At 51.5% G+C, this 24463-nt stretch carries 19 protein-coding genes and 1 pseudogene; all 20 read right to left on the reverse strand.

Annotation, left to right across the window (positions count from 1 at the left end; translation table 11 throughout):
• Window positions 1–53 precede the first annotated feature (53 nt).
• Entirely contained in the window at window positions 54–2048 is a 1995-nt protein-coding gene (locus AB4N80_RS25840) for a polysaccharide biosynthesis protein (protein WP_460083164.1), read from the reverse strand.
• Between the two features lie 107 nt (window positions 2049–2155).
• Window positions 2156–3178 carry an MraY family glycosyltransferase gene (locus AB4N80_RS25845; protein ID WP_460079523.1) on the reverse strand — a complete coding sequence of 341 codons (1023 nt, stop codon included), beginning with the start codon at window positions 3176–3178 and terminating at the stop codon, window positions 2156–2158.
• Window positions 3175–4146 (reverse strand): UDP-glucose 4-epimerase family protein, encoded by a 972-nt coding sequence (locus AB4N80_RS25850; protein ID WP_460079525.1) that lies wholly within the window; start codon window positions 4144–4146, stop codon window positions 3175–3177. The genes AB4N80_RS25845 and AB4N80_RS25850 overlap by 4 nt, the downstream gene beginning before the upstream one ends.
• A gap of 110 nt (window positions 4147–4256) precedes the next feature.
• Window positions 4257–5365, reverse strand: a pseudogene (locus tag AB4N80_RS25855) (glycosyltransferase family 4 protein).
• Window positions 5362–5997 (reverse strand): acetyltransferase, encoded by a 636-nt coding sequence (locus tag AB4N80_RS25860; protein WP_460079528.1) that lies wholly within the window; start codon window positions 5995–5997, stop codon window positions 5362–5364. The pseudogene AB4N80_RS25855 and the gene AB4N80_RS25860 overlap by 4 nt, the downstream one beginning before the upstream one ends.
• Before the next feature lie 14 nt (window positions 5998–6011).
• Complete coding sequence (locus AB4N80_RS25865) at window positions 6012–7640, reverse strand: glycosyltransferase (RefSeq protein WP_460090363.1); 1629 nt, start codon at window positions 7638–7640, stop codon at window positions 6012–6014.
• Complete coding sequence (locus tag AB4N80_RS25870; RefSeq protein WP_460079534.1) at window positions 7637–9820, reverse strand: glycosyltransferase; 2184 nt, start codon at window positions 9818–9820, stop codon at window positions 7637–7639. Before AB4N80_RS25870 ends, AB4N80_RS25865 begins: the two co-directional genes overlap by 4 nt.
• Before the next feature lie 98 nt (window positions 9821–9918).
• A complete protein-coding gene (locus tag AB4N80_RS25875) occupies window positions 9919–10671 on the reverse strand; it encodes an ABC transporter ATP-binding protein (protein WP_460079537.1) in 753 nt (250 codons plus the stop codon).
• A complete protein-coding gene (locus AB4N80_RS25880) occupies window positions 10668–11351 on the reverse strand; it encodes an ABC transporter permease (RefSeq protein WP_460090361.1) in 684 nt (227 codons plus the stop codon). Before AB4N80_RS25880 ends, AB4N80_RS25875 begins: the two co-directional genes overlap by 4 nt.
• Before the next feature lie 207 nt (window positions 11352–11558).
• A complete protein-coding gene (locus AB4N80_RS25885; RefSeq protein WP_460079542.1) occupies window positions 11559–12644 on the reverse strand; it encodes a DegT/DnrJ/EryC1/StrS family aminotransferase in 1086 nt (361 codons plus the stop codon).
• A gap of 11 nt (window positions 12645–12655) precedes the next feature.
• Window positions 12656–13750, reverse strand: a complete 1095-nt coding sequence (gene gmd / locus AB4N80_RS25890) for a GDP-mannose 4,6-dehydratase (protein ID WP_460079547.1) — start codon at window positions 13748–13750, stop codon at window positions 12656–12658.
• Between the two features lie 97 nt (window positions 13751–13847).
• Window positions 13848–15221 (reverse strand): phosphohexomutase domain-containing protein, encoded by a 1374-nt coding sequence (locus AB4N80_RS25895; protein ID WP_460079550.1) that lies wholly within the window; start codon window positions 15219–15221, stop codon window positions 13848–13850.
• A 149-nt stretch (window positions 15222–15370) separates the two neighbouring features.
• Window positions 15371–16813, reverse strand: a complete 1443-nt coding sequence (locus tag AB4N80_RS25900) for a mannose-1-phosphate guanylyltransferase/mannose-6-phosphate isomerase (protein WP_460079553.1) — start codon at window positions 16811–16813, stop codon at window positions 15371–15373.
• Window positions 16814–17397: 584 nt separating this feature from the next.
• Window positions 17398–17637 (reverse strand): lipopolysaccharide assembly protein LapA domain-containing protein, encoded by a 240-nt coding sequence (locus tag AB4N80_RS25905; protein WP_460079555.1) that lies wholly within the window; start codon window positions 17635–17637, stop codon window positions 17398–17400.
• A 24-nt stretch (window positions 17638–17661) separates the two neighbouring features.
• Window positions 17662–17958, reverse strand: coding sequence for an integration host factor subunit beta (ihfB, locus tag AB4N80_RS25910; RefSeq protein WP_460079557.1), 297 nt, complete (start codon window positions 17956–17958; stop codon window positions 17662–17664).
• Window positions 17959–18104: 146 nt separating this feature from the next.
• Window positions 18105–18383, reverse strand: a complete 279-nt coding sequence (locus AB4N80_RS25915; RefSeq protein ID WP_460079560.1) for a hypothetical protein — start codon at window positions 18381–18383, stop codon at window positions 18105–18107.
• Between the two features lie 225 nt (window positions 18384–18608).
• Window positions 18609–20300, reverse strand: coding sequence for a 30S ribosomal protein S1 (rpsA, locus tag AB4N80_RS25920; RefSeq protein WP_053120388.1), 1692 nt, complete (start codon window positions 20298–20300; stop codon window positions 18609–18611).
• A gap of 119 nt (window positions 20301–20419) precedes the next feature.
• On the reverse strand, window positions 20420–21109 hold the full coding sequence (cmk, locus tag AB4N80_RS25925; RefSeq protein ID WP_122568957.1) for a (d)CMP kinase: 690 nt from the start codon (window positions 21107–21109) through the stop codon (window positions 20420–20422).
• Entirely contained in the window at window positions 21106–23313 is a 2208-nt protein-coding gene (locus AB4N80_RS25930; RefSeq protein WP_122568958.1) for a bifunctional prephenate dehydrogenase/3-phosphoshikimate 1-carboxyvinyltransferase, read from the reverse strand. Before AB4N80_RS25930 ends, cmk begins: the two co-directional genes overlap by 4 nt.
• Before the next feature lie 28 nt (window positions 23314–23341).
• Window positions 23342–24454, reverse strand: coding sequence for a histidinol-phosphate transaminase (gene hisC, locus AB4N80_RS25935; RefSeq protein WP_122568959.1), 1113 nt, complete (start codon window positions 24452–24454; stop codon window positions 23342–23344).
• Window positions 24455–24463 lie beyond the last annotated feature (9 nt).

Here is a 24463-nt window from a genome sequence, read left to right on the forward strand (position 1 = left end):
TAGGCGATGATGGAGGGGTGTCAAAAATGTGTGCGTTACAGTATGTGTAACAATCAAGGGTCGAGGCGGCGCTGCTGATAGATCCAGTCGACGATTTCCCCATCCGGAGAGTAGCCACTGACTGTGCTCCTAAGCAGCTGTCGGACTCTTGCGTAATCATCGCAATCGATGGCAGCGAGCAGCTCAGACAGGCTGTTCTTGAGCACATCCCAAGGCAGATGATCTTCATTGGCACTCATGATCATCGGATGCTGCGTCGCGACGACGTTGTCGCCTATCAGCAACTCTTCGTAAAGCTTCTCGCCTGGACGCAGACCTGTGAACTTAATGGAAATGTCGCCGTGGGGGTTCTTCTCTGAACGAATACTCAAACCAGACAAGTGAATCATTTTTTCCGCCAGCTGGACGATCTTCACCGGTTCGCCCATGTCCAGCACGAACACATCGCCACCCTGCCCCATGGATCCAGCCTGAATCACTAATTGCGCGGCTTCAGGGATAGTCATGAAGTAACGGGTAATTTTCGGGTGCGTGACCGTCAATGGCCCACCGGACTTGATCTGCCTATGGAACAACGGAATCACCGAACCAGACGATCCCAATACATTGCCAAAACGCACCATGGTGAAACGGGTTTTATTGACCCGGGACACATTGGCCTTGTCGCCAAACAGTACCGGGGCGATTTCACGACTAAGGGCCTGGAGGGTCAACTCCGCCAGACGCTTGGTGCTGCCCATAATGTTAGTAGGACGTACGGCTTTATCGGTGGAGATCAACACGAAGTTGGCAACACCTGACTGCAATGCAGCCTGAGCGGTATTCAACGTGCCAATGACATTGTTGAGCACACCTTCGGCAATATTGTGTTCAACCATGGGCACATGCTTATAAGCGGCCGCGTGATAAACGGTATCCACGCGCCAGGTCTTCATCACATCGAGCAGTTTATGCGGATGACGGATGGAACCGAGAATGGGCAACAACTTGACCGACACCGACTCACGGCTGCCGCGCTGTTCCAACTCCGACAGGATGCTGTAGAGGTTGAACTCACTGTGCTCGAACAGCAGAAGCGTAGTCGGGCCAAGAGAGAAGATCTGCCGGCACAGCTCCGAACCGATCGACCCGCCAGCACCGGTGACCATCACGGTCTTGCCTTTGATACAGCGTTCAAGTAAATCAGCCTGGGCTGGCACGGCATCACGACCTAGCAAGTCAGCGATGTCCACTTCCTGAATGTCTTCGACCTTGACCCTACCGCTAGCCAGATCGGTGAAATTCGGGACACTTCGTACGTGAAGCGGGAATTCCTCCAGTAGATTGAGAATTTCCCGACGGCGTGCGCGGGTCGATGAGGGTAGGGCCAGGAGGATTTCCTGGGCGCCGGTGACATCGATCATCTGCTGGATGTGTTTGGGTTTGTAGACTTGGAGACCTGAAATGGAGCGATCAGAGATGCTAGGATCGTCGTCAATGAATGCCACTGGACGCATCACTCGTCCCATGCGCAATGCAGCAACCAATTGGTTGCCTGCCACACCTGCGCCGTAGATGGCGACTTTGGTAAGACCGTCGTCGCGGTTGGTGAACGGTACATGCTGAGCCGCGGTGAACCAGTCGCCCATGAAATATTGACGCATGCACAAGCGCAGACCACCGATGATGACGAGGCTTAGCCACCAGTAGTTGAAAACGATGGAGCGTGGTACCACCGTCTCGTGATTGCTGTACCAGTAGACAACGACAGCCAGGATAAGCGACGAAAGGCTGACAGCTTTGATAATGGCGATAAGGGCGTCGTTACCGAAATAGCGCATTACGGCACGGTACATGCCAAAACGTATGAACAAGGGAATAGCAACAATCGGAGCACAGGCGAAGAGCCAGAAATGGACTCTCAAGGGGTTGTACATATCGTCCAGGCCCAGACGCACGATAAACGCTAGCCACAGGGCGATCCAGACCAGCATGATGTCCGTAGCGACCTGAATTAACCTTTTTCGACGCCGAGGGAGCCCCACCAGATACGTTCTGATTTTCTCCATAAGCCCTTCAGACACCTTAGTCCCTCCCTCTCCGCCGCCCCTAGACCTGAACCCCAAGGGTACTCCCACGGCCACCCTAAACCAAATGACAGAATGGTAGTTTAGTTTTATACCGCTGAATCTTCCTGATTTCCGGCATTGAATTTTATGGCCACAACGACCAGTGGTACATAAGCCAAAATGACTCCCAAGGCTCCATCCAGCCCAAAACGCGTCACGCATACGGCTATTGGCAACAGCCAGAGTACATTGATCGCACCAACAGCGATGGTGACCGGTAAATGCTTACCAAAGCGACGTGAAGCAAATTGGTAGGCATGACTGCGATGCGCTTCATAGACTTTCTCTCCCCTAAACAAACGGCGAAACAGCGTAAATGTTGCATCAACGATGAATACCCCAAGCAAAATCAACCACGCCCATAGCATAGGCGCACTCTCCCATGCAGCCTGCAGAGAAAGTCCCCCCAGCACGAGGCCAAGAAATCCGCTGCCGGCGTCGCCCATGAAAATTTTCGCTGGGGGGAAATTCCAATAAAGGAAACCTGCCACGGAAGCGGCAAGCAATAACGGCGCCCAAATCAAGCCATCCAAACCCGCCAACCAATAAAGCAGACAGGCTCCCAAGCACGCACATATCGCTTCTACACTCGCAATGCCGTCGATGCCGTCCATGAAGTTGTAAAGATTAATTAACCACACTAAATAAAAAACTGTCAGTACGTGACCTGTCCAGCCCATATCGACATAGCCGCCAAATAGAGAGACTGCAGGTAAACCGCCCGTCCAGCCCAACAGCCAGGCCGCCGCCGCAAAATGCCCCAACAGACGCCAGCGTGCGGCGATATGTTCGTGGTCGTCCATAAATCCAATAACTGCGATTGTTGTGCCCGCAACGGTCATACCGAGAAGGTTGGCTAATGTAATCTCGCCCACATAGAACAAAAGACCTAACGCAAAAAGAAAAGCTACGACAATGGCAGCCCCACCACCTCGGGGCGTAGGAGCCGAGTGGGAACTTCGAGCATTGGGGACATCTATCAAGCGATTAGATAAAGCATAATTACGCAGTCGTGAAGTCAGAAAAAAAACAATACCGGCAATTACCGGAATAAACCACGCATAAGTCATAATTTTCGACAGTCCAAAAAATGCTGTGCCGTAAGATTCAAACCACGATCAAGACTGACAGGAGGAGTCCAACCCAACAACCGTCGATTTTTACTAATATCCACTTGCAAAGAGCCAAAAAGTCGCTGAGCCAAGGCTTGCTGGCCAAGCATAATTGCCACCCTGTTCATTAACCAAACCGGTACGGGCAACAGACGTGCCGGTCTTCCCAGATGCCTAGCAAGCTTACGCAATAACTCAGAAGTAGAAACATCATCGCCGTCACTCGCCAGAAATATTTGGTTGGCCGCTGCAGGATGATCAAGGCAGGTCACTACGAAATCTACAAGATTATCCAGAAAAATCAGACTACGACGATTTCGAATAGCACCAAAGGGCAGCGGAATACCTTTAGCAAGCCAGCGCATCATGCTCAGAAAATTGGCTTTTACACCGGGTCCATAAATAAGGACGGGACGAATAACCACTATTTCCATATCAGTATCTGTCGCAAGCGCCTTCAAACCCTGCTCTGCTTCAAACTTCGAGATACCATATGGATCATTGGGAGCCGGGACGGCGTCCGCAGTGTAGGGTTCCCCCGTCAATGTCACTTCTCCGTTAACCTTGATGGAACTGATAAAGATGAAGCGTTTGACTCCCGCGACGGCGGCTCGCCGAGCAAGATTCAACGTTCCCTCGACGTTCACTTTGCGAAATGCAGCAAGGGCATCAGTATCCTGTTCGTGCATCACGTGAACTCTTGCAGCGGCATGCACCACAATGTCTACGTTATTGATTACATCCCAGCTATTTTGTCCATCGATATCGGAAATCTTTACGGCCTGCACCCTCCCCTCGGGCAGATCCTCGCCAAGCACTCTGAGAGGCACAATTAGACTAAATTCCTCCATTAATGCAAGACGCTGGACAATAGCTTTCCCTAAAAAACCGGAACCACCAGTAACTAGAATAGACTTGGGGATCATCGTGGACTCGATATATGTAAAGCAGGCATAACAAAAGCAGCTGATGGTTAAATAGCCAATGAATCCTACCTAAAAGGCCACACGCCTATCATATTCGGCCCCCTTTCGATTCACTTCAATAACGAACTATACACTTCCGCATAAGAGTCAACCATTCGTTCTGCTGTAAATACCTGTTCAAAACGCAACGCTGCTCTGCGACCCATAGCTCTACTCTCCTCAGGATTTTCCCATAGTGCAATCATTGCCTGCGCCAACGCATCAGAATCACAGGGAGGTACGACCAATCCCGTCTCACCGCTAATATTTATATAGGTTGTGCCAGTACCTATCTCGCAAGAGATAAGAGGCTTGCCAAACATCGCAGCCTCAAGAAGTGAAATACCAAACGCTTCAGACCGAAGGTGAGAAGGAAAAACCAAACCATAGCACAACATCAATAACGCAGCTTTATCAACATCGGGCAAACCACCCAGAAAGTGAACATTGGAAAGACCTAATCTTTTGGCCTTAGCCTTTAACTCGGTCTCCATAGGCCCCTGCCCCAAAATAGCGATCGGAAATCGAGCGGTACAAGCCGCTTCAAGCAAATAATCCAATCCCTTGTAGTAGCGCAAAGCACCTATAAAAAGAAAAAACCGTGAGCCGAGTTTTGCTTTCCAATAGCTCAATTTTTCCGGAGAAACATCTGGATAGGTATTCCTATCTAGACCAATCGGAATAACCGATACTTTATCCTTAAATTTTTGGAGTGTCCGACTACTTTCTACGTACTTAGGCGATGAGGCAATAATACGATCTACACTGCCCAAAAAGCCGTGCATCAAAGGCTGATAAAACTTCAGAAGCATTTTCTGCTTAACAATATCCGAGTGATAACTAACAACCGTCGGCTTACGCATACGCGAAGCAAAATGAACTAGATCCATGAATGGCCATGGAAAATGATAGTTTATAATATCAGCTTCATTAGCCAACTCGGCAAAGTCATTAAAGACCGATAACGAAAAGCCAGTGGACGCCAAATGCAAATCCAGCTTTGACGTATGAGCCAAGTGCTCACCAACTTTTACGTTGCGCGCCCCCCTTGCGCACTCAGAGACAATACTTGCGCAGTAATTCCATGTTCTCTTCCTCCCTCCGCAAGCTGAAAAATAACTTGTTCAACCCCGCCCATGGTTTGCGGATAATAGGTTTTAAAGAAATGGAGAACTTTCAATTTTCTGCTTTCCCTATCACTTTTTTTGCCGGTACCCCTACATAAACTCCCGGCCTCTCTATGTCACGATGCGCGCAAGCTCCTGCGCCCAACGTTACATCATCACAAATTTTGATTCCATCGATAACAGTAGCACCAGCGCCAATGAAACAAAAACTCCCTACACGAGATCTTCCTGCTACAGCCGCTTTTATAGAAATATGAGTAAAATCATCTATGACGCACTCATGCTCAACAATGGCTCCGGTATTTACAATACATCCAACTCCCACAAAGGCCATAGGACCAACATGAGCGTGATGTGCTACAAACGTTCCAAGACCAATTTTTGCGCCAGTACCTATCGTAGCTGTTGGCGAGATGAGCGTAGCCAAAGGCCAGCCACGCCCCGTTACCCAATCACATTGCGTTTGCCGACTAAGTCCATCGCCCGAAGCCGGTATGACAGACCACCCTTCTGGCAACTCTTCATCCCAGCTTCGTAGTACAGAAAACTCACCAAAAGCTTCATTTTGGCGAGCGTTGCTGTCTATAAAGCGAAGTTGCTTTATGCCTGATGCCAAAGCAACATCAGCCACTGCACGAGCATGGCCACCAAAGCCGAGGATGAGTAAACCAGATAGAGCAGTCATATGCCTCATTCCTGTTAAGTAATTTCCAGGCTTGAAATTCTGTCCAGTAAATCAATATGTTCGTTTACAACATCCGTCCAATTACGCTGAGAGAGAACTTCATAAACCTTCTTCTGAACAGCGAGCAACTCGTCACGATTCAGAATACCCCATTGAATTCGGTCGGCGATGTCCTTAAAATCATATGGATCAAAAAAGGTTAATTTTTGCAAATCTGAGCCTACCAAGACTTCTTCGGTGACAGGGATACGAGCCATGACAACAGGCGTTGCAACAGACAGCGCCTCACTGAAAGTAAACGGGCATCCTCCTTCACTTAAGCTCGGGTTCACAGCTAAATCTGCCAACTTATAACACGCGGCCAACTCTTGAACGGTCAATCCATGCACGCAAAGAACATCATTCTCCAGATAATTATCTCGAATAAATTCCTTGACCACCGAAAAACCATCAGCATGCCCCGTCAATATCAATTTATGGCGGATAAAATTATTATTAAGAAGATATTTGTAAGCCCTTAGCAACGAAATCACATTTTTATTAGGCCGAAACTGACTAGCATAAAAAATAAATTTCGCATCATTGTTGGCAAAGGTCGATGAATATGAATAATTTGACGCCTTTTTCAACACACGTTTGAAAAGAGTTTTGCAATAATTTTTAGAGGTAATTTCTACATCCGAGAAACCATTGACAGTTACCCAGTTACTTAGATCATTAGGCGCGTGATAAACCACTGAAACATTCGAGGGTTTTACAGCATACCTTTCGACAAGCGTCTCCCATTTAACACCTTTACTATAAGTGACAAAATGGTGTCCACCATGAATTGCTGCCTCAACTCGTTCATAGACTTGAAGGAACCGCTCTCCACCTACTTCTGAAAAACCGATAGGAAAATCTGAAAGAACTACATCGGGTACACACATCAAGCGAGGAGCTTGAATTTTATTAAACTCCGGCCAAAAAGCTGTTGGGCAGTACCACGCCTTTACATCAGTCATTTTGTCAATGAGTTGCTGCATACGATCAGACTCGACTCGCTCCAACCCACGATACAAACGAAGTACAAATGCGTCCTCCTTGGGGGCACCCAAGGCTGCACGCAGGCGGTTGACATTCCTCATTGCCGGTCTTAAAGCGCGACGCAAAACAATTTTAAATTTCAACAAAATAGCATATATCGGAATAAGGATCAGCAACGGACTTAATAGAGCAATCGATAAAAATAGAGCCATCGCCTCGCCCCCCAATCGAATTACCCCGCCATAGGAGTCGAGAGAAACCAGACGATCCTCGAAATGACTTATCAGTTTCATTTTCCAAAAAAATAACTTTTTCGCAAGTCTTTGCCTAATAGTCAGACCTTTCAGTTTTTTTCTTTTTGTAACATAGGCCTCGTAAATCCGCAGGATCATAGGAGAATTTGGAGGGGAAACAACTTCAAACAAATTCTGCTGGACACCCTCACTCAGAAAAAGGTCTTGAAGCGCTTGTTTTGACCAGCTCGGACAAACCAAAGTAAACTTTACATCATCTCGTCCAGCTGCGCCCTTAAGAAATGCAGCAAGATATCTGCCTAGGCCTTCATTTCGGAGGTCCACTCCTGGAGCGTATGCCAAGTAGATTCCAAACTTTTTCATAAGCACTCCCGTACGACCTGCCAATAGACGTTCGCCAATTTTTCTACACTTTGTTCGCCTAGCACTTCACCTGGCGGCAGAATATCGCGACGTTCTAAATGTGTAAGCTCCATTTCTTTAAGCTGACTTGCCATGTGCTTTGGCTGGTCAGATTTCATCCAATTTAAATTCAGGGAGAATTGTTGATCGATTTCCCTCATGGAAGGATAATCACTGCTTAACGAAGGGATGCCCAGACCGGCAGCTTCAATAACGCTAAAAGTACCGTTATCTATTGCCCCCGCATGCCACAAAAATGCGGCGCTGGCCAACATACTTTGATAATTTCGATCCGGCAACTCACCTAAAAGCTTAATGTTTTTCTTTAACAACCTACTTTGCCCTAGCAAAGTGGCTAACGGTTTAAGATGTGGCACAGAACTTTTAAACAAATCCTTGGTATTGACACCCGTAATCCTACACTCCAATGCACCATCTAGCTCTTCATAATAAAACTTCAATGCTTTCAAAGCATTAACATGGTTCTTGTGTATTGCAGCGTTAGTTGTCCATAGAAAATAATTTGCGCTTTCGGGACGCCCACCTTTCAAGCGAGAAAAATCAGGAGCAAGCATCGGTAACTTAAATACTTTATCAGCTGTAATCCCAGCATAACTTAGAGCGTCTTGTTTAGTAAATTCAGTCGTCACCAAAATTTTTGATGCGGACCTCGCGGCATCTAAATACGATTGATCGGCACCGAATGGAAGTATTGGTACATATCGCTGAAGGTAGTCATAAATCATAAGTACCGACGGCCGCATTGGTAATAATGGTGCCTCCAGACGATCCGATACCACGAACCAAATATCGCAATCCTGAAGATGGTTTATACCATCATCGACAACCATATATCGGTTGCCTTTAGGTTCCCAGCCTTCGTGACCAGCATAACGCATAGCTCTCCGAGCCGTTGCTGCATCTAACGACTTCCAATTAAATGGACGTATTTTTATCTCATCTAAAAGATCCGTAAACTCTTCAGAGGAATAACTCTCAGGTCGATCTAAGTGGAGAAAAACAATATCAGCGGGTTCACCCGCTTCACGACTGCCATGACATAAAGCATTTGCTAATAATTTAGCGCCTCGTAGGCTTCCGCCTCTATATTCGACAGGAACAATGACTGCAATTCTCTTACGTCGAACGGGACGACTAATGCTTTCTTTTTTTACTGATTCAAGTTCTGTAAGTACTTTTTTGAATCCATTTTGCCAAGCCTGCTCGCAGTTTTTTGCTTTCATCGGCTCAAGCAAAATCAATTGGGATTCACGGATGCTCCTTATAAGCTTTTGATCGCCAACCATCAGTTGCTTTGCTTTAACTCTCGCTTCCGCAACTGTCTTGCAACGGCCAGGTAAACCTATCCCCCCCATTTTATCAAGCATACCTCCCGCCATAAATAACAAAGGCATGCCCGCGCGAATCGCCTCAAAGGGATGATAATGAATATGATTGGGTTCGGTAGAATGATAAAACATCACTCTATGCTGTCTCATATTATATTCATGTTCTTCACCAGAAACAAAGCCGAGAACATTTATATCAGGCACCGCAACAGGCTGCGCCCCACCTATCGTATACCCGATATCCGAAAAGTCACGTACGAAGTCTTTATAGATAGTTTCGAAATAGGGGGACGTACCGATTCGAGGACAAACGAAAAGAACCTTCCTAATTCCGCCCTCCCAGAGCTCGGGGGTAGCATCTCCCTTCAAACCTACAGGAAGAAAACAATCCCGACTGGCTAAAAAATTTTGCTCAGAATCTTTCAAATGCGCATAGCCCGCTCCAAACCAAAAACGCGAGCCAATAGACTTTATATTCCGAACCAGCGCTTCACCGGCCTCTTCATAAAGCAACTGCGAATAAGTATAGCCTTTCGAAAGGCCAAAAACCCGAAGTATAATGGCACCGTTGAAGTGGCGCACTGCACTATGGATTTGAAGTGGAAAGAATCCAATAATTGCAACATCAAAGTAGAGATTGGCAATTCGCCAAGCTTCCTCACTCGGACTGGAATACCAATCCTGCGCATTAAGAATATCCAATTCCGATTTCGGTATCGTTAACCCGGCATCAAAACTAGAGTCAACACTCGCTGAAAGATTCCCCTCGTCATAAGGAAAGCTTTTTGGCATGAATATCTCATTCACTCCCAACGCATTCAGCTGGTCAACTTCGAATTTTCGTAATGTGGTATGGTTAAGCAACCATAGGACTCTTAGCGTCTTCAAAATTAATCTAGTCCATTTATAGCTTTATATTCAGCTACAGCTTTATCACATGCCCCATCAAAGACCAAGACACCATGATGAAACACCAGCCCTCGGTTGCATATAGAACGTAACGCACCAAAATCGTGTGTTGCCAAAACTAAAATTTCCGCTTGCTCAATAAGGCTTGTAATACGCTCTTTGGCCTTTGCCATGAAATTTGCATCACCTGCACCAATCACCTCATCAAGAAGTAGAATATCCCCACCCACCGTAGTAGAGATCGCGAAAGCCAACCTGACTTGCATGCCCGCAGAATAGGTTTTTATCGGGTAGTCGATAAACTCACCCAGCCCTGCGAAATCAACGATTTCGTCTGCCTTTTCACGCATAAATCGAGGGGAAAGGCCTAACAACAATCCACGGTACAGGATATTTTCCCTGCCCGTCGCGTCTGGCTCAAAACCGAGACTCAAATCAAATAAAGAACGAACCTGGCCCTCAACCTTAAGAACGCCACTCGAAACCGGATAAAGCCCGGCAACTGTTTTCAGAAAGGTACTTTTTCCTGCTCCGTTGTGTCCGAGCAAGCCAACACGCTCACCACTTTTTATTTCAACGCTGATATTTTTCAGTGCGTGGATATCCGCCACATTTGAACTATTTGTTCTCCTGCTAAACACACTAGCCATCAGAGACTTTAGCGAACGCTCCTTATAGGCAACCGATGCATAATGAAGATTAACATTCTCAAGTAAAATTCGATTATTTTTCATAGATAAAAAATCACTTTCCGCTCAGCCTTGCTGCCAATGATGATAGCCAATGCGCCAAAGAAAATCGCAGTACCAATACTGAATGCGTAGTTTTGCCACGTCGGCCAGTCGCCCTGAAGCAACGGTGCACGTATCAATTGCAGCAGATGATATATCGGATTGTAATCGACCAACGCATGAAGCCCACCATTCTTGAACATTTTGGCTTCAAAATATACGGGAGAGATAAACCATAACGACTGCATCACTAACCCTAACGCATGCGGAATGTCGCGAAACCGGGTACTGACATAAGACAATAATGTAGACACAGGCCAAGCGATGAGTGCAAGAATGGGAAAGAGAGTAAATGAAGCCAACCAACTCCAACCAATATTTTGAGGAAGGACGACGGCAACCCATCCATATAGAGAGATACTGGCCAACATCAAAACAATGGCGCTACCAACCACGGTTCTAAGCGTATATATTGCCAAAGGATGGTTACATTGCTTGATATAAGCATCCGCTTGAACAAACGACAATGAACCTGCAACTGTATTAGCAGAAATATACTCCCAAACTATGATTCCGGAGAGGATATAAGGCGCATAGGTAACAATGTCTGTATTAAAAAGCTTGCTGAACACCAACGTCAACAGTAAGGTCAACCCTAGCGGTTGGATAATTGACCACGTCATCCCAAAAAAGGATCTCCTCCATCTTGATCTAAGATCAGCGAGAGAAAGGTGAATCCAAAAGTACCGCGCAGCCCAAACACGAGAAAAATAAGAAAACATCACTTCACCTGAGTAATATATTAAATTCAAAAATTCAGCCCAAACTTGATTTTCTGAATTTCACTTGGCAATCGGGGGTTGAATTCTCAACCCCCGATTGCCTGCATTTTATTCGGCGAAGTAGCCTCGAATCTCGTCAGCTACCCGCTGCACCTCTTCGCGGCTCAGTGTCGGATAACTCGGAAGGTTCATCCCTCGGGAGCTAAGGTCCTGCGCTACCGGAAAGGTTTCCTCCGTCTTGCAATGCGGCAAGTTATGAGCGGGAGCGAACAGAGGGCGTGTCTCAATGCCCTTGTTCTTCAAATGATCACGCAATGCCTGACGCTGACTCGGATCATCCAACAGTACCGAACACATCCAGTAGGAGTGACGGGTACCTGGCTGCTCTGCGTGCATCTGCAGAGGAAGCCCCTCAAGCGCTTCGCGATACCAATCCGCGACCTGCCGCTTAAGAGTGATAATTTCGTCTGCACGTTCCAACTGGGCAAGGCCGATAGCTGCGCAGATGTTGGTCATTCGATAGTTGAACGCCAGCTCGTCATGCCAGTACTCGCGAGTCTTGGACACACCCTGGCTTTTTAGGTGACAGGCTCTTTCGTGAATGTCCTTGTTTTTGGACACCACCATTCCACCTTCACCAGTGGTAATGGTCTTGTTTCCAAAAAAGCTGAATGTAGCGACGTCACCAAAAGTACCTACATGCTGACCTTTGTACAGAGAGCCAAAGGCTTCTGCACAGTCTTCAATCAGCAGAAGGTTGTGCTCTTTACACAGAGCAACGACTTCATCCATGTCACACGCCAGACCGTACAAGTGCACGACCATAACGGCTTTGGTTTTAGGCGTTATGCGGCTGCGGATATCTGGAACGCTGACGTTCCAGGTATCAGCCCGCGATTCAGCGTATACGACACTGGCCCCGGTTTGCATGATGGTGTTGACCGACGCCACGTAAGTGAGCGTTGGAACGATCACCTCATCGCCAGGCCCAAGCCCCAAAGCGGCCATTGCCAAGTGCAGGGCAACAGTACCATTGCTCACCGTGGTCGCATGCTCGGCACCGATGTATCGGGCAAACTCGCTCTCAAAGCGGGAGATAAATTCTCCGCGAGAGGAAATCCAGGTCGAATCAAGACACTGGTTTACATATTCCTTTTCGCGTCCGCCCAGAAAGGGCTGATATACCGGAATCATCACAGCCCCCTTTACTCTTGACCCTTGAAGTATTTAAAGCCGTGTTCAGCGACCAGTTTGTCACGCTTGGCTTCATTCATATCTTCACGCATCATTTCTTCTACCAACTCTTTGAAGGAGGTAGTTGGTACCCAGCCTAACTTGGCCTTGGCTTTGCTTGGGTCACCCAACAGCGTCTCTACTTCGGCTGGACGGAAATAACGCGGATCGACGGCAACGATACATTTGTTAGTGGCGATGTCGTAACCTTTCTCGTCTACACCCGTGCCTTCCCAACGAATCTCGATACCGATTTCCTTCGCTGCAACCTCAACAAACTCTCGAACCGAATGCTGCTCACCGGTCGCGATCACGAAGTCTTCCGGCGTTTCTTGTTGCAGCATAAGCCATTGCATTTCCACATAATCACGAGCATGCCCCCAGTCGCGCAGGGCATCCATATTCCCGAGGTACAGGCAATCTTGCAGGTCGACCTTGATACGTGCCAAGGCGCGAGTAATCTTGCGGGTTACGAAGGTTTCACCGCGGATGGGCGATTCGTGATTAAAGAGAATACCGTTGCAGGCATACATGCCATAAGACTCGCGGTAGTTCACAGTGATCCAGTACGCGTACATCTTGGCGACGGCATATGGGGAGCGGGGATAGAAAGGCGTGGTTTCTTTCTGGGGAATTTCCTGCACCAGACCATAAAGCTCGGAGGTGGATGCTTGGTAAAATTTGGTCTTCTTCTCGAGACCGGCAATTCGGATGGCTTCCAGAATGCGCAATGTACCCATGGCATCAGTGTCAGCAGTATATTCTGGTGATTCGAAGGAGACAGCCACGTGGCTTTGCGCACCGAGGTTGTAAACTTCATCTGGTTGTACTTCCTGCACGATGCGAATCAAGCTGCTCGAATCAGTCAGGTCGCCATAGTGCAGATTCAGATCGTAGCCTTTCTTATGGGGGTCATGATAAAGATGGTCAATACGGTGAGTATTGAACAAGGAGGCACGGCGCTTGATACCGTGAACCGAATAACCTTTCTTGAGCAGGAACTCAGCAAGGTAAGCACCATCCTGACCAGTAATCCCTGTAATCAACGCTACTTTCTTGTCGCTCATTTTCTCACCAATTAAATTAATCAATCGAACAGTGGTTCTCTACTAGAGAGTCAACTTATTGCTGTCCCTCACCTTCTCTGGAAGTGAGAACCGTTTGTCATTCCATATATCTACTGTTCAGCAATTCCTCAATTTCTTTGACTTTCAACGCTACTAGCGCTGGATTTTTTCTACTTTCCACATTTAATCTCAACAAAGGTTCTGTGTTCGAACCTCGGAGATTAAATCGCCAGTCCGGAAACTCCAGACCGACTCCATCGGTTTGATCAAGATGAGGCCCTTGAGGTAAATAATGTGCCAGGACCTCCTCCAGCGCTGCAGCCACATCATTCACTCGATAGTTGATTTCACCGCTGCATGGATAGGCGGCTACGCGCTCATCAACAAGCTGGGCTAAGTTTTTTCCCGACGCGGACATCAATGCGGTCACCAGCAACCAAGGAATCATCCCGCTGTCACAATAGGCGAAATCCCGGAAGTAATGATGAGCGCTCATCTCACCGCCGTAGATCGCATCCTCCAGACGCATGCGCTCTTTTATGAAAGCGTGACCGGTCTTGCATTGCACTGAAACACCACCGGCCAATCGAACCTGATCGATCGTGTTCCAGGTCAACCTAGGATCGTGGATGATCCTGGAGCCGGGATTGTTCTTGAGCAGCATTTCTGCCAGCAGACCAACCAGGTAATAACCTTCGATGAAACGGCCTTGCTGGTCGAAAAAGAAGCAACGATCGAAGTCCCCATCCCACGCAATCCCCAAATCGCAGCCGTTTGCCAACAACGCTTGCCGTGTCAGCGTGCGGTTCTCTGGAAGAAGAGGATTGGGCACACCGTTGGGGAAATGACCATCTGGCTCGGCGTTGATAATCACCCATTCGAATGGCAACTTGTTGACCAATTTCTGCAACACGGGGCCGGCAGCACCATTGCCCGGATCAGCGAGTATTTTCAGAGGCTTGAGATCCGCCACATTGACGTAACTCAGAAGATGCTCGATGTAGGCGGTCTTATCCAGTTCGAATCGAACTTCTCCGGGGCTCACAGCCAAGGCTCCCAAATCACCACTTTCCACTCGGTGGCGTATGGCATTGAGCCCTGTGTCGCCACTGATCGGCCGAGATTCAGACTTTACAAGCTTCATCCCGTTATAACCCTTGGGATTGTGACTGGCAGTGATCATCACTCCGCCGTCCGCCTTGAACGCATTGGTTGCAAAGTAGACTTCTTCAGTTCCGCACAACCCGATATCAATGACATTTGCGCCCGCCTCCAGCAATCCACGCTTCATCGCCTCTGCGAGCATCGGGCTTTCGAGTCGCATATCACGCCCAAGCACAATGCTTTTGCCTTGCAACTCGGTAACCATGGCCCGACCTATCCGGTAAGCCACATCTGCATTGAGATCAGACGGCACCTGACCACGAATGTCATAGGCTTTGAAACACTGGGTATTGATCGGGGTATTCATACCGCTCTCTTGCTGAGGTATGTGGAGGCAAGGCCGATTTAACGGTGCCGCGCGCTGGTCACGTTGGAAATGAATCAGAACCAGGCCGAATACAAAAAACCTGGCTGGTGGAAACCTTACTGACCTGATTAAGCAATGCCAAAGTACTGTCAACCATCGACGCGACCGTAATTATCTTCGAAACGAACGATATCGTCCTCGCCGAGATAGTCGCCACTTTGCACTTCAATCATCACCAGATCTATGACGCCCGGGTTCATCAAACGGTGCTGATGACCAGCACGAATAAAGGTGGACTCGTTGGTGTTCAACATAAATTCCTGCTGGTCGTTGATCACCTTAGCCATCCCGCTGACGACGATCCAGTGTTCGCTTCTGTGGTGGTGCATCTGCAAGGACAGTGAAGCCTTGGGTTTGACCACGATACGTTTGATCTTGAAGCGCTCGCCGTTTTCCAGGGTTGTGTAAGTCCCCCAAGGGCGATGCACGGTACGGTGGAGCAAATGAACCGTGTGACTAGCCGCTTTAAGCTGATTGACAATATGTTTAACGTCTTGGGCATGATCTTTGTGAGCGATCATCACCGCGTCCGGGGTATCAATGACCAGCAAGTCTTCAACCCCTACCAGGGCAGTCAGCCGATCTTCACTGTTTACGTAGTTGTTGCGGGAATTGTGGGACAACACCTCGCCTTCAAAACGATTGCCGTTCTCATCTGGTTCGGTCAGCTCACTGACGGCGTTCCAAGAACCGATGTCGCTCCAACCGATATCGCAAGGGATCGTCACTACTTTGGAGGAGCGCTCCATCAACGCGTAATCGATGGAGATGTTCGGAACCTCTGCAAATGTGTCAGAGTCCAGTGCCAGGCAACGATATTTGTCTGATTTGGTGAGGCGCGAATTTTCAATGGTTTTACTGACGGCCACCATCACATCCGGGGCGTGCTGGCGAAACTCCTCCAGCACAGTGCCAACTCGGAAACAGAACATCCCGGAGTTCCAATAGTAGTTGCCCGCACTGACGTAACCCTCAGCGGTTTCAAGATTGGGCTTTTCGACGAAACGCGTAACCTTCAGCCCACCCAGTAGAGGCGCATCTTTCTGCGCTTCGATATACCCAAACCCTGTTTCGGGATAGGTCGGCTGAATACCAAAGGTTACCAGCAGGCCTTCGGCAGCAAGCGTCATCGCATTGGCTACTGCAGCAGCAAACGCCTTTTCATCTTTTATCAGGTGGTCGGCCGCCAGCACGAGCATTTGGGCGTCAGGGCCATGCGTGGCTTCGAGCTGAAGCGCCGCGGCAGCGACGGCGGCAGCTGTATTACGTCCGAAAGGCTCAAGGATGAAACCTTGCGAATGTTTGAGCGTATTGACCGCACCGTACTCGTCTTCGGTCTTGAACAGGAGTTCCCGGTTGGTCACCGTGAGAACCTCTACAACACCTTCCAGACGCGACGCACGAAGGAAAGTTTTCTGGATTAGATTCTGGCCATCTGGCAGATCCATAAATGGCTTTGGATGGGCCTCTCGAGAAACGGGCCACAACCGGCTACCCACTCCGCCAGACAAAATTACGGGTATCAGTTCCATGCTCTAATCCTTAATCCCCTTTCTGGTAAATGCATTCAGAAAGCGGGCTCAGTTATGTTTCCAATCATTTTCTGCATCACCATCGATGCACATGTTGCGTGATTAGCTTCACGCCCCAACCGATCCGCCCTATCGCGTCATCGTATTTCGGCCCATCCGGTCATCGGAGGACCTCAGCAAAGAGGTATCGCGGAAAAAAAACAATGGTGGGAAACCAGCTTCAATGGTTCTAAACGAGCTGAATTTCCTATCGGTCATTTTACATGCAGCGCCGGAAATTAATACTCATGCGCCATATAGATATAGAAAATCGCTGGGAAAACATAAAGAGACGCCATCAAAACAGCATCACCCTTCTACAACACTTGCCCCAGGGTCCCGGCTTGAGCTGAGCGCTTGAAGGGTCATCTAAAACGCAAGTCTGTTGCCGGCAAAACGCAAGCGCCCTCTAAACTGACCATAGAAAATATTGGTAGCAAGAGTCTTCGCGACGTAATGAAGCGTGTGCCGCCCCGTCGAACCAGGAAGTTCGACGCACCTCAGCTTGATACAGCACTGACTGGAGCAGGTACTCGCAATAGAGATCAGACAAGACGCTTTCGCGATGCCCGTGACATACGTCCCAACAGCCAACCCAGTAACGGACCGATCAACATTCCTATCAGCAGCGCCGCAACAGTGATGACCGATACAGGCAACTGTGGCCCCGTCCACCCCAAAAACAACAAGGAAACCGGCTGCTGGTTTTCCAGGACAAAAGTTAGAATAATCAAAATCACCAGCAGTACAAACACCGCGAGCAGGACGCGCTTGAGATTACGCATGGACCATTCCTTGTGTGGTGCCCGTCAAACCCCCTCCTCCCCATCTTCATTCACGCGATCGCGAAGTTCTTTCCCCGGTTTGAAATGCGGGACGAATTTCCCGTCGAGGCTGACAGACTGACCTGTTTTTGGATTGCGGCCTACCCGTGGGGCACGGTAGTGCAGGGAGAAGCTGCCGAAACCGCGGATCTCGATACGATCGCCCGTAGCCAGGCATTGGGACATCTGCTCAAGCATGGTCTTGATAGCCAGTTCCACATCCTTGGATGAGAGCAGCCCTTGATGGGTGACAATACGTTCGATCAACTCCGACTTCGTCATATTTTTCCCTTCTTTTTCAAGCAGCTAGGAAAATCGCTTGAAAAGGTTTTAGCATGGTCGAAGGGATTTGAACAGCCCAAGTATTGACATTCTTCATCATTCACCTGCAGCTCCTCCCACCCAGATAGCGGGGGACTTTCCTCAAGCTATCGACAGATGACCAGCATCGTTCGGGTCAGATAACCTGCGGGGTTGAATCCAAAGGGGTATTGGTCCTCGTCCTTCGCATCGTCGGACCGGGTAATGACCTTGTAGCCCGCCCCCTTACACTCCCTCGCAGCCCGCTTATGGCACTTCTCCCATCCGGAACCCAGCCCAGAGCAGTCAACCTCGATACCGCTGACACCACGCACAGCGTGGGTCTTGGCGCTTGTAGAGCAAGCCGTCAGAACCAAGACAATCAACGCCAGAAAAAGCTTGTTCATTAAGATCCTTTAGGTAGAGAGCCTGGACCCATTACTTACACAAGCCGGAGCCCCTGAATAGATTATTGATCTACTTCACGAAAGAGACAGTCAGGTGGAGGAGTTGGTTTCGCATCTTGCCTAATGATCGCAAATCGGCAGCGTTTACGGGTGTCGGAAAATTCTGAAATCGCAGGCACAAAAAAGGGCGACCGAAGTCGCCCTTTTTCTATGGTCTGACAGAACTCAGTTCTGTTTTTCCATTTGTGCACGCAGCAGGTCGCCCAGAGTGGTAGGACCAGCAGCAATGTCAGCGGCTGGCTTGTCGCGCAGGCTCTGGATTGCTTCTTTCTCTTCAGCATCGTCTTTCGACTTGATGGAGAGCTGGATTACGCGGCTCTTGCGGTCAACGCTGATGATCTTGGCTTCTACTTCTTCGCCTTCTTTCAGAACGTTGCGCGCGTCTTCAACGCGGTCACGGCTGATTTCGGAGGCTTTCAGAGTCGCTTCGATATCGTCGGCCAGGGTGATGATGGCGCCTTTAGCGTCAACTTCTTTCACGATGCCCTTAACGATTGCGCCTTTGTCGTTCTCTTGAACGTACTCGGAGAACGGATCGCTTTCCAGTTGCTTGATACCCAGGGAGATACGCTCGCGCTCTGGGTCAACCGACAGGATAACGGTGTCCAGCTCGTCGCCCTTCTTGAAACGGCGTACGGCTTCTTCGCCCACTTCGTTCCAGGAGATGTCGGACAGGTGAACCAGGCCGTCGATGCCGCCGTCCAGACCAATGAAGATACCGAAATCGGTGATCGACTTGATGGTGCCGGAGATTTTATCGCCCTTGTTGAACTGGCCAGAGAAGTCTTCCCATGGGTTGGACTTGCACTGCTTGATGCCGAGGGAGATACGACGACGCTCTTCGTCGATGTCCAGAACCATGACTTCCACTTCGTCGCCGACTTGAACGACTTTCGAAGGGTGGATGTTCTTGTTGGTCCAGTCCATTTCCGAAACGTGTACCAGGCCTTCAACGCCTTCTTCCAGCTCAGCGAAGCAGCCGTAGTCGGTGAGGTTGGTAACACGAGCGGTGACGCGGGTGCCTTCTGGGTAACGGGCTTTGATAGCAACCCATGGATCTTCACCCAGTTGCTTGAGGCCCAGGGAAACACGATTGCGCTCGCGATCGTACTTCAGAACCTTGACATCGATCTCGTCGCCAACGTTGACGATTTCCGAAGGATGCTTGATACGCTTCCAGGCCATGTCGGTGATGTGCAGCAGGCCATCGACGCCACCCAGATCGACGAATGCGCCGTAATCGGTGAGGTTCTTGACGATACCCTTGACCTGTTGGCCTTCCTGCAGCGATTCCAGCAGAGCTTCACGCTCGGCGGAGTTCTCGGCTTCCAGGACACTGCGACGGGAAACGACAACGTTGTTGCGCTTCTGGTCCAGCTTGATGACCTTGAATTCCAGCTCTTTGCCTTCCAGGTGCGTGGTGTCGCGCACTGGACGGACGTCAACCAGGGAACCTGGCAGGAACGCACGGATGCCGTTAACGTCGACAGTGAAGCCGCCTTTAACCTTACCGTTGATAACGCCCTTGACCACTTCCTCAGCTGCGAAGGCCGCTTCCAGAACGATCCAGCATTCAGCACGCTTGGCTTTTTCACGGGACAGCTTGGTTTCACCAAAGCCGTCTTCAACCGAGTCCAGCGCAACGTGAACTTCGTCACCGACGTTGATGTTCAGTTCGCCAGCGTCGTTGTAGAACTGCTCAAGCGGGATCAGCGCTTCAGACTTCAGACCAGCGTGAACGGTTACCCAGCGAGCCTGGTAATCGATATCAACGATAACGCCGGTGATGATGGAGCCTGCCTGAAGGTTCAGGGTTTTCAAGCTTTCTTCAAAGAGTTCCGCAAAGCTTTCGCTCATTTTAATTCCTGTTGATTAGGGCGAAGTAAACGCCCATCTCCACACCCCAGACGGTGTGGGTTAGTTTCATATAAAAGAAGCGCCGCAGGACTATGACTGGTCCCCTGCGGAGCTTCCTGTCACCCGGCGATATCGCGAAGCGCGATCTCGCTCATGATGCGTTGCAACACCTGATCAATGGACAACTCCGTGGAATCCAGCTGTATCGCATCGGCCGCCGGCTTTAGCGGGGCTACTGCGCGCTGGGTGTCACGCTCGTCGCGTGCACGGATCTCATCTAGCAGACTCGACAGACTAACATCCTCGCCTTTGCCCTTCAACTGCAAATATCGGCGGCGCGCCCGCTCCTCGGCGCTGGCAGTGAGGAAGATCTTCAGCGGCGCGTCGGGGAACACCACCGTGCCCATGTCGCGGCCATCAGCCACCAGCCCCGGCGGCTCCTGGAATGCACGTTGGCGTTGCAGCAAGGCTTCGCGCACCGCTGGCAGCGCGGCGACCTGGGAGGCCCCGGCGCCCACGCTTTCGGTACGGATGACGTCGCTGACTTCGTCGCCTTCCAGGATGATGCGCTGGAGCTGACCGTCGGTTGCCGCAATGAACTGCACGTCCAGATGAGCCGCCAGCGCCTTGAGCAATTCTTCATTGGTCAGGTCGACGCCATGGTTGGCGGCGGCGAACGCCAGCAGACGGTACAAGGCACCCGAATCGAGCAGGTTCCAGCCCAGCTGTTTGGCCAGGATCCCGGCGACAGTGCCCTTGCCTGAACCGCTTGGGCCATCGATGGTGATGACCGGTGCCTTGATGTTCACGACTGTGCCTCTTGTGCTACTCGGATACCGACCTGCGCGCACAGCGCCAGGAAGTTCGGGAACGACGTCGCGACGTTGGCGCAATCATGGATGCGAATCGGCGCGCTGGCGCGCAAAGACGCAACACTGAAAGCCATGGCGATGCGGTGATCACCGTGACCATGGACTTCGCCGCCGCCGATCTGGCCGCCGTCGATGATGATGCCGTCCGGCGTTGGCTGGCACTTGACACCCAAGGCCAACAAGCCGTCCGCCATCACCTGGATGCGATCCGATTCCTTGACCCGCAGCTCTTCGGCGCCGGTCAGCACGGTGCGCCCTTCTGCACAGGCGGCCGCCACGAACAACACCGGGAACTCGTCGATGGCCAGCGGAACCAGCGCCTCTGGAATCTCGATACCCTTGAGTTTAGCCGCTCGTACGCGCAGGTCGGCTACGGGTTCGCCGCCAACTTCACGTTGGTTTTCCAGAGTAATGTCAGCGCCCATCAGGCGCAGGATGTCGATCACACCGGTGCGGGTCGGGTTGATGCCGACGTGCTCGAGCACCAGGTCGGAGCCTTCGGCGATCGAGGCGGCCACCAGGAAGAACGCCGACGATGAGATATCGCCCGGCACTTCGATATGGGTCGCAGTCAGCTTACTGCCAGACTCGACCGACGCCGTGGCGCCATCCACCGTGACCGGGTAGCCGAAGCCGCGCAGCATGCGCTCGGTGTGGTCGCGGGTCGGGGCAGGTTCGGTGACGGTGGTCTTGCCTTCGGCGTAGAGACCGGCCAGCAGCAGGCAGGATTTCACCTGGGCGCTGGCCATTGGCATGGTGTAGGTCAGGCCCTTGAGCTTGTTGCCACCACGGATGGTCATCGGCGGACGACCATCGGCAGCCGTCTCGATGACCGCGCCCATTTCCCGCAACGGGTTGGCGACGCGATTCATCGGGCGCTTGGACAGCGAGGCGTCACCGGTCAAGGTGCTGTCGAAGTCCTGCGCTGCCAACAAGCCGGACAACAGGCGCATCGAGGTCCCGGAGTTACCCAGGTAGATCGGCCCCGGGGCGGGCTTGAGGCCGTGCAGGCCGACACCATGGATGGTCACGCGACCGTGGTGCGGACCTTCGATGACCACCCCCATGTCGCGAAACGCTTGCAGCGTCGCCAGGGCGTCTTCGCCCTCGAGGAAACCTTCCACCTCGGTCACGCCGTCGGCCAGGGAGCCGAGCATGATCGAACGATGGGAAATCGATTTATCGCCCGGTACACGAATACGCCCACTCAGGGAGCCACCAGGTTGTGCCAGGAAAATCAGATCGTTGGAGTTCATAGCGTCCACATAGGCCCGACGGGCCAGGATTTTACTGAAATGCTCGCGGGCCACCCTGGCGCGTGTGAAAACGCCCAGCAATTGGTGCCCGTCCCCTGCATCGACCGCGTCGCGCAAGGCGTCGAGGTCGCTGCGAAATGTATCGAGTGTGCGCAAGACAGCTTCGCGGTTGGCGAGGAAGATGTCGTGCCACATGACCGGGTCGCTTCCGGCGATTCTCGTGAAATCGCGGAAACCGCCGGCAGCGTAACGGAAGATCTCAAGATTTTCATTGCGTTTGGCCAACGAATCCACCAGGCCGAACGCCAACAGGTGCGGCAGATGGCTGGTAGCCGCCAACACTTCATCGTGACGCTCTACCTGCATGTGCTCGACATCGGCGCCCAGTTCGCGCCACAAACGGTCCACCACCGCCAGCGCAGCCGGGTCGGTCTGCTCCAGCGGAGTCAATATCACTTTGTGACGACGAAACAGTTCCGCATTGGAGGCTTCCACCCCGCTCTGCTCGGAACCGGCAATCGGATGGCCGGGCACAAAGCGCGCCGGCATCCCGCCGAAAGCCTCGGTGGCGGCGCGCACGACGTTGCCCTTGGCACTACCGACGTCGGTCAGGATCGCTTGCCCCAAACTCATGGTCGCCAGGCGCGCCAGCAGTTTTTCCATGGCCAGGATCGGCACCGCCAGCTGGATCACGTCCGCGCCTTGGCAAGCAATCGCCAGGTCATCCTCGCAGCGATCGACCACACCCAGCTCCACCGCCAGCTTGCGCGACTGCGGATCCAGGTCGACACCGACCACCTCGCGGCACAGGCCGCTTTCACGCAAGCCCTTGGCAAACGAACCGCCAATCAACCCCAGGCCGACCACTACCAGGCGACCGATCATAGGGGCAACAGGTTGCAGTGAAGTGACATCAACCACGAGCCAGAACCTTGCTCAACGCCTCAAGGAAACGGCTGTTTTCCGCTGGCAGGCCGATGGTGATGCGCAGGTGGTTCGGCATGCCGTAATTGGCCACCGGACGCACAATCACACCTTCGCGCAACAGCCCCTGATACACCGGCGCGGCGACACGCCCCAGGTCGACACAGATGAAGTTGCCTTTGGATGGAATCCAGCCTAAGCCCAGCTCACGCAGCCCGGCTTCCAACTGCTCCATGCCGGCCGCGTTGAGGCGACGGCTTTCAGCCAGGTAGGCTTCATCCTGCAAGGCCGCACAGGCGGCGGCCAGGGCGAAGCTGTTGACGTTGAACGGCTGGCGCACGCGATTCAGCACATCGGCCACCACCGCGGTGGACAAGCCGTAGCCGACCCGCAGCGAAGCCAGGCCATAGGCTTTGGAGAACGTGCGCGAAACCAGCAGGTTCGGGTAGGCGGCGAGGAAATCCAGGCCATCGGGCAAATCGCTGCCTTCGGCGTATTCGATGTAGGCCTCGTCCAGCACCACCAACACGTGCGCGGGCACGTCTTGAAGGAAGTCATCCAGGGCCTGGGCATCGAACCAGGTGCCGGTCGGGTTGTTCGGGTTGGCAATGAAGACCACGCGGGTGTTGGCGTCGATAGCCGCCAACATGGCCGGCAGGTCATGCCCCCAGTCCTTGGCCGGAACCACATGGGCATCCGCGCCGACGGCCTGGGTCGCGATCGGGTAGACCGCGAACGCGTGCTCGCTGAACACCGCGTTGAGACCTGGCGCCAGGTACGCACGGGCGACCAACTCAAGAATGTCGTTGGAACCGTTGCCCAGCGTCACTTGGTTCAGCTCGACGCCACAGCGCTCGGCCAGCAGGCTCTTCAGTGCAAAGCCGTTGCCATCGGGGTAACGGGTCAGCTCGGCCAGTTCGTCGCGGATCGCCGCCAGCGCCTTGGGGCTCGCGCCCAACGGGTTTTCGTTGCTCGCCAACTTGACGATGCTGGCCGGATCCAGGTCCAGCTCACGGGCCAGTTCGTCCACGGGCTTGCCCGGGACGTAAGGCGAGAGTTGTTGCACGCCTGGCTGAGCCAGAGCGAGGAAGTTGCCACTCATTTGCTATCC

Source organism: Pseudomonas sp. H3_A02 (assembly GCF_054671965.1).

Coding starts and splice junctions, on each gene's coding strand:
- AB4N80_RS25840 (WP_460083164.1), bottom strand. CDS start 2,048: ATGGAGAAAATCAGAACGTATCTGGTGGGGCTCCCTCGGCGTCGAAAA.
- AB4N80_RS25845 (WP_460079523.1), bottom strand. CDS start 3,178: ATGACTTATGCGTGGTTTATTCCGGTAATTGCCGGTATTGTTTTTTTT.
- AB4N80_RS25850 (WP_460079525.1), bottom strand. CDS start 4,146: ATGATCCCCAAGTCTATTCTAGTTACTGGTGGTTCCGGTTTTTTAGGG.
- AB4N80_RS25860 (WP_460079528.1), bottom strand. CDS start 5,997: ATGACTGCTCTATCTGGTTTACTCATCCTCGGCTTTGGTGGCCATGCT.
- AB4N80_RS25865 (WP_460090363.1), bottom strand. CDS start 7,640: ATGAAAAAGTTTGGAATCTACTTGGCATACGCTCCAGGAGTGGACCTC.
- AB4N80_RS25870 (WP_460079534.1), bottom strand. CDS start 9,820: ATGCCAAAAAGCTTTCCTTATGACGAGGGGAATCTTTCAGCGAGTGTT.
- AB4N80_RS25875 (WP_460079537.1), bottom strand. CDS start 10,671: ATGAAAAATAATCGAATTTTACTTGAGAATGTTAATCTTCATTATGCA.
- AB4N80_RS25880 (WP_460090361.1), bottom strand. CDS start 11,351: ATGACGTGGTCAATTATCCAACCGCTAGGGTTGACCTTACTGTTGACG.
- AB4N80_RS25885 (WP_460079542.1), bottom strand. CDS start 12,644: ATGATTCCGGTATATCAGCCCTTTCTGGGCGGACGCGAAAAGGAATAT.
- gmd (WP_460079547.1), bottom strand. CDS start 13,750: ATGAGCGACAAGAAAGTAGCGTTGATTACAGGGATTACTGGTCAGGAT.
- AB4N80_RS25895 (WP_460079550.1), bottom strand. CDS start 15,221: ATGAATACCCCGATCAATACCCAGTGTTTCAAAGCCTATGACATTCGT.
- AB4N80_RS25900 (WP_460079553.1), bottom strand. CDS start 16,813: ATGGAACTGATACCCGTAATTTTGTCTGGCGGAGTGGGTAGCCGGTTG.
- AB4N80_RS25905 (WP_460079555.1), bottom strand. CDS start 17,637: ATGCGTAATCTCAAGCGCGTCCTGCTCGCGGTGTTTGTACTGCTGGTG.
- ihfB (WP_460079557.1), bottom strand. CDS start 17,958: ATGACGAAGTCGGAGTTGATCGAACGTATTGTCACCCATCAAGGGCTG.
- AB4N80_RS25915 (WP_460079560.1), bottom strand. CDS start 18,383: ATGAACAAGCTTTTTCTGGCGTTGATTGTCTTGGTTCTGACGGCTTGC.
- rpsA (WP_053120388.1), bottom strand. CDS start 20,300: ATGAGCGAAAGCTTTGCGGAACTCTTTGAAGAAAGCTTGAAAACCCTG.
- AB4N80_RS25930 (WP_122568958.1), bottom strand. CDS start 23,313: ATGATCGGTCGCCTGGTAGTGGTCGGCCTGGGGTTGATTGGCGGTTCG.
- hisC (WP_122568959.1), bottom strand. CDS start 24,454: ATGAGTGGCAACTTCCTCGCTCTGGCTCAGCCAGGCGTGCAACAACTC.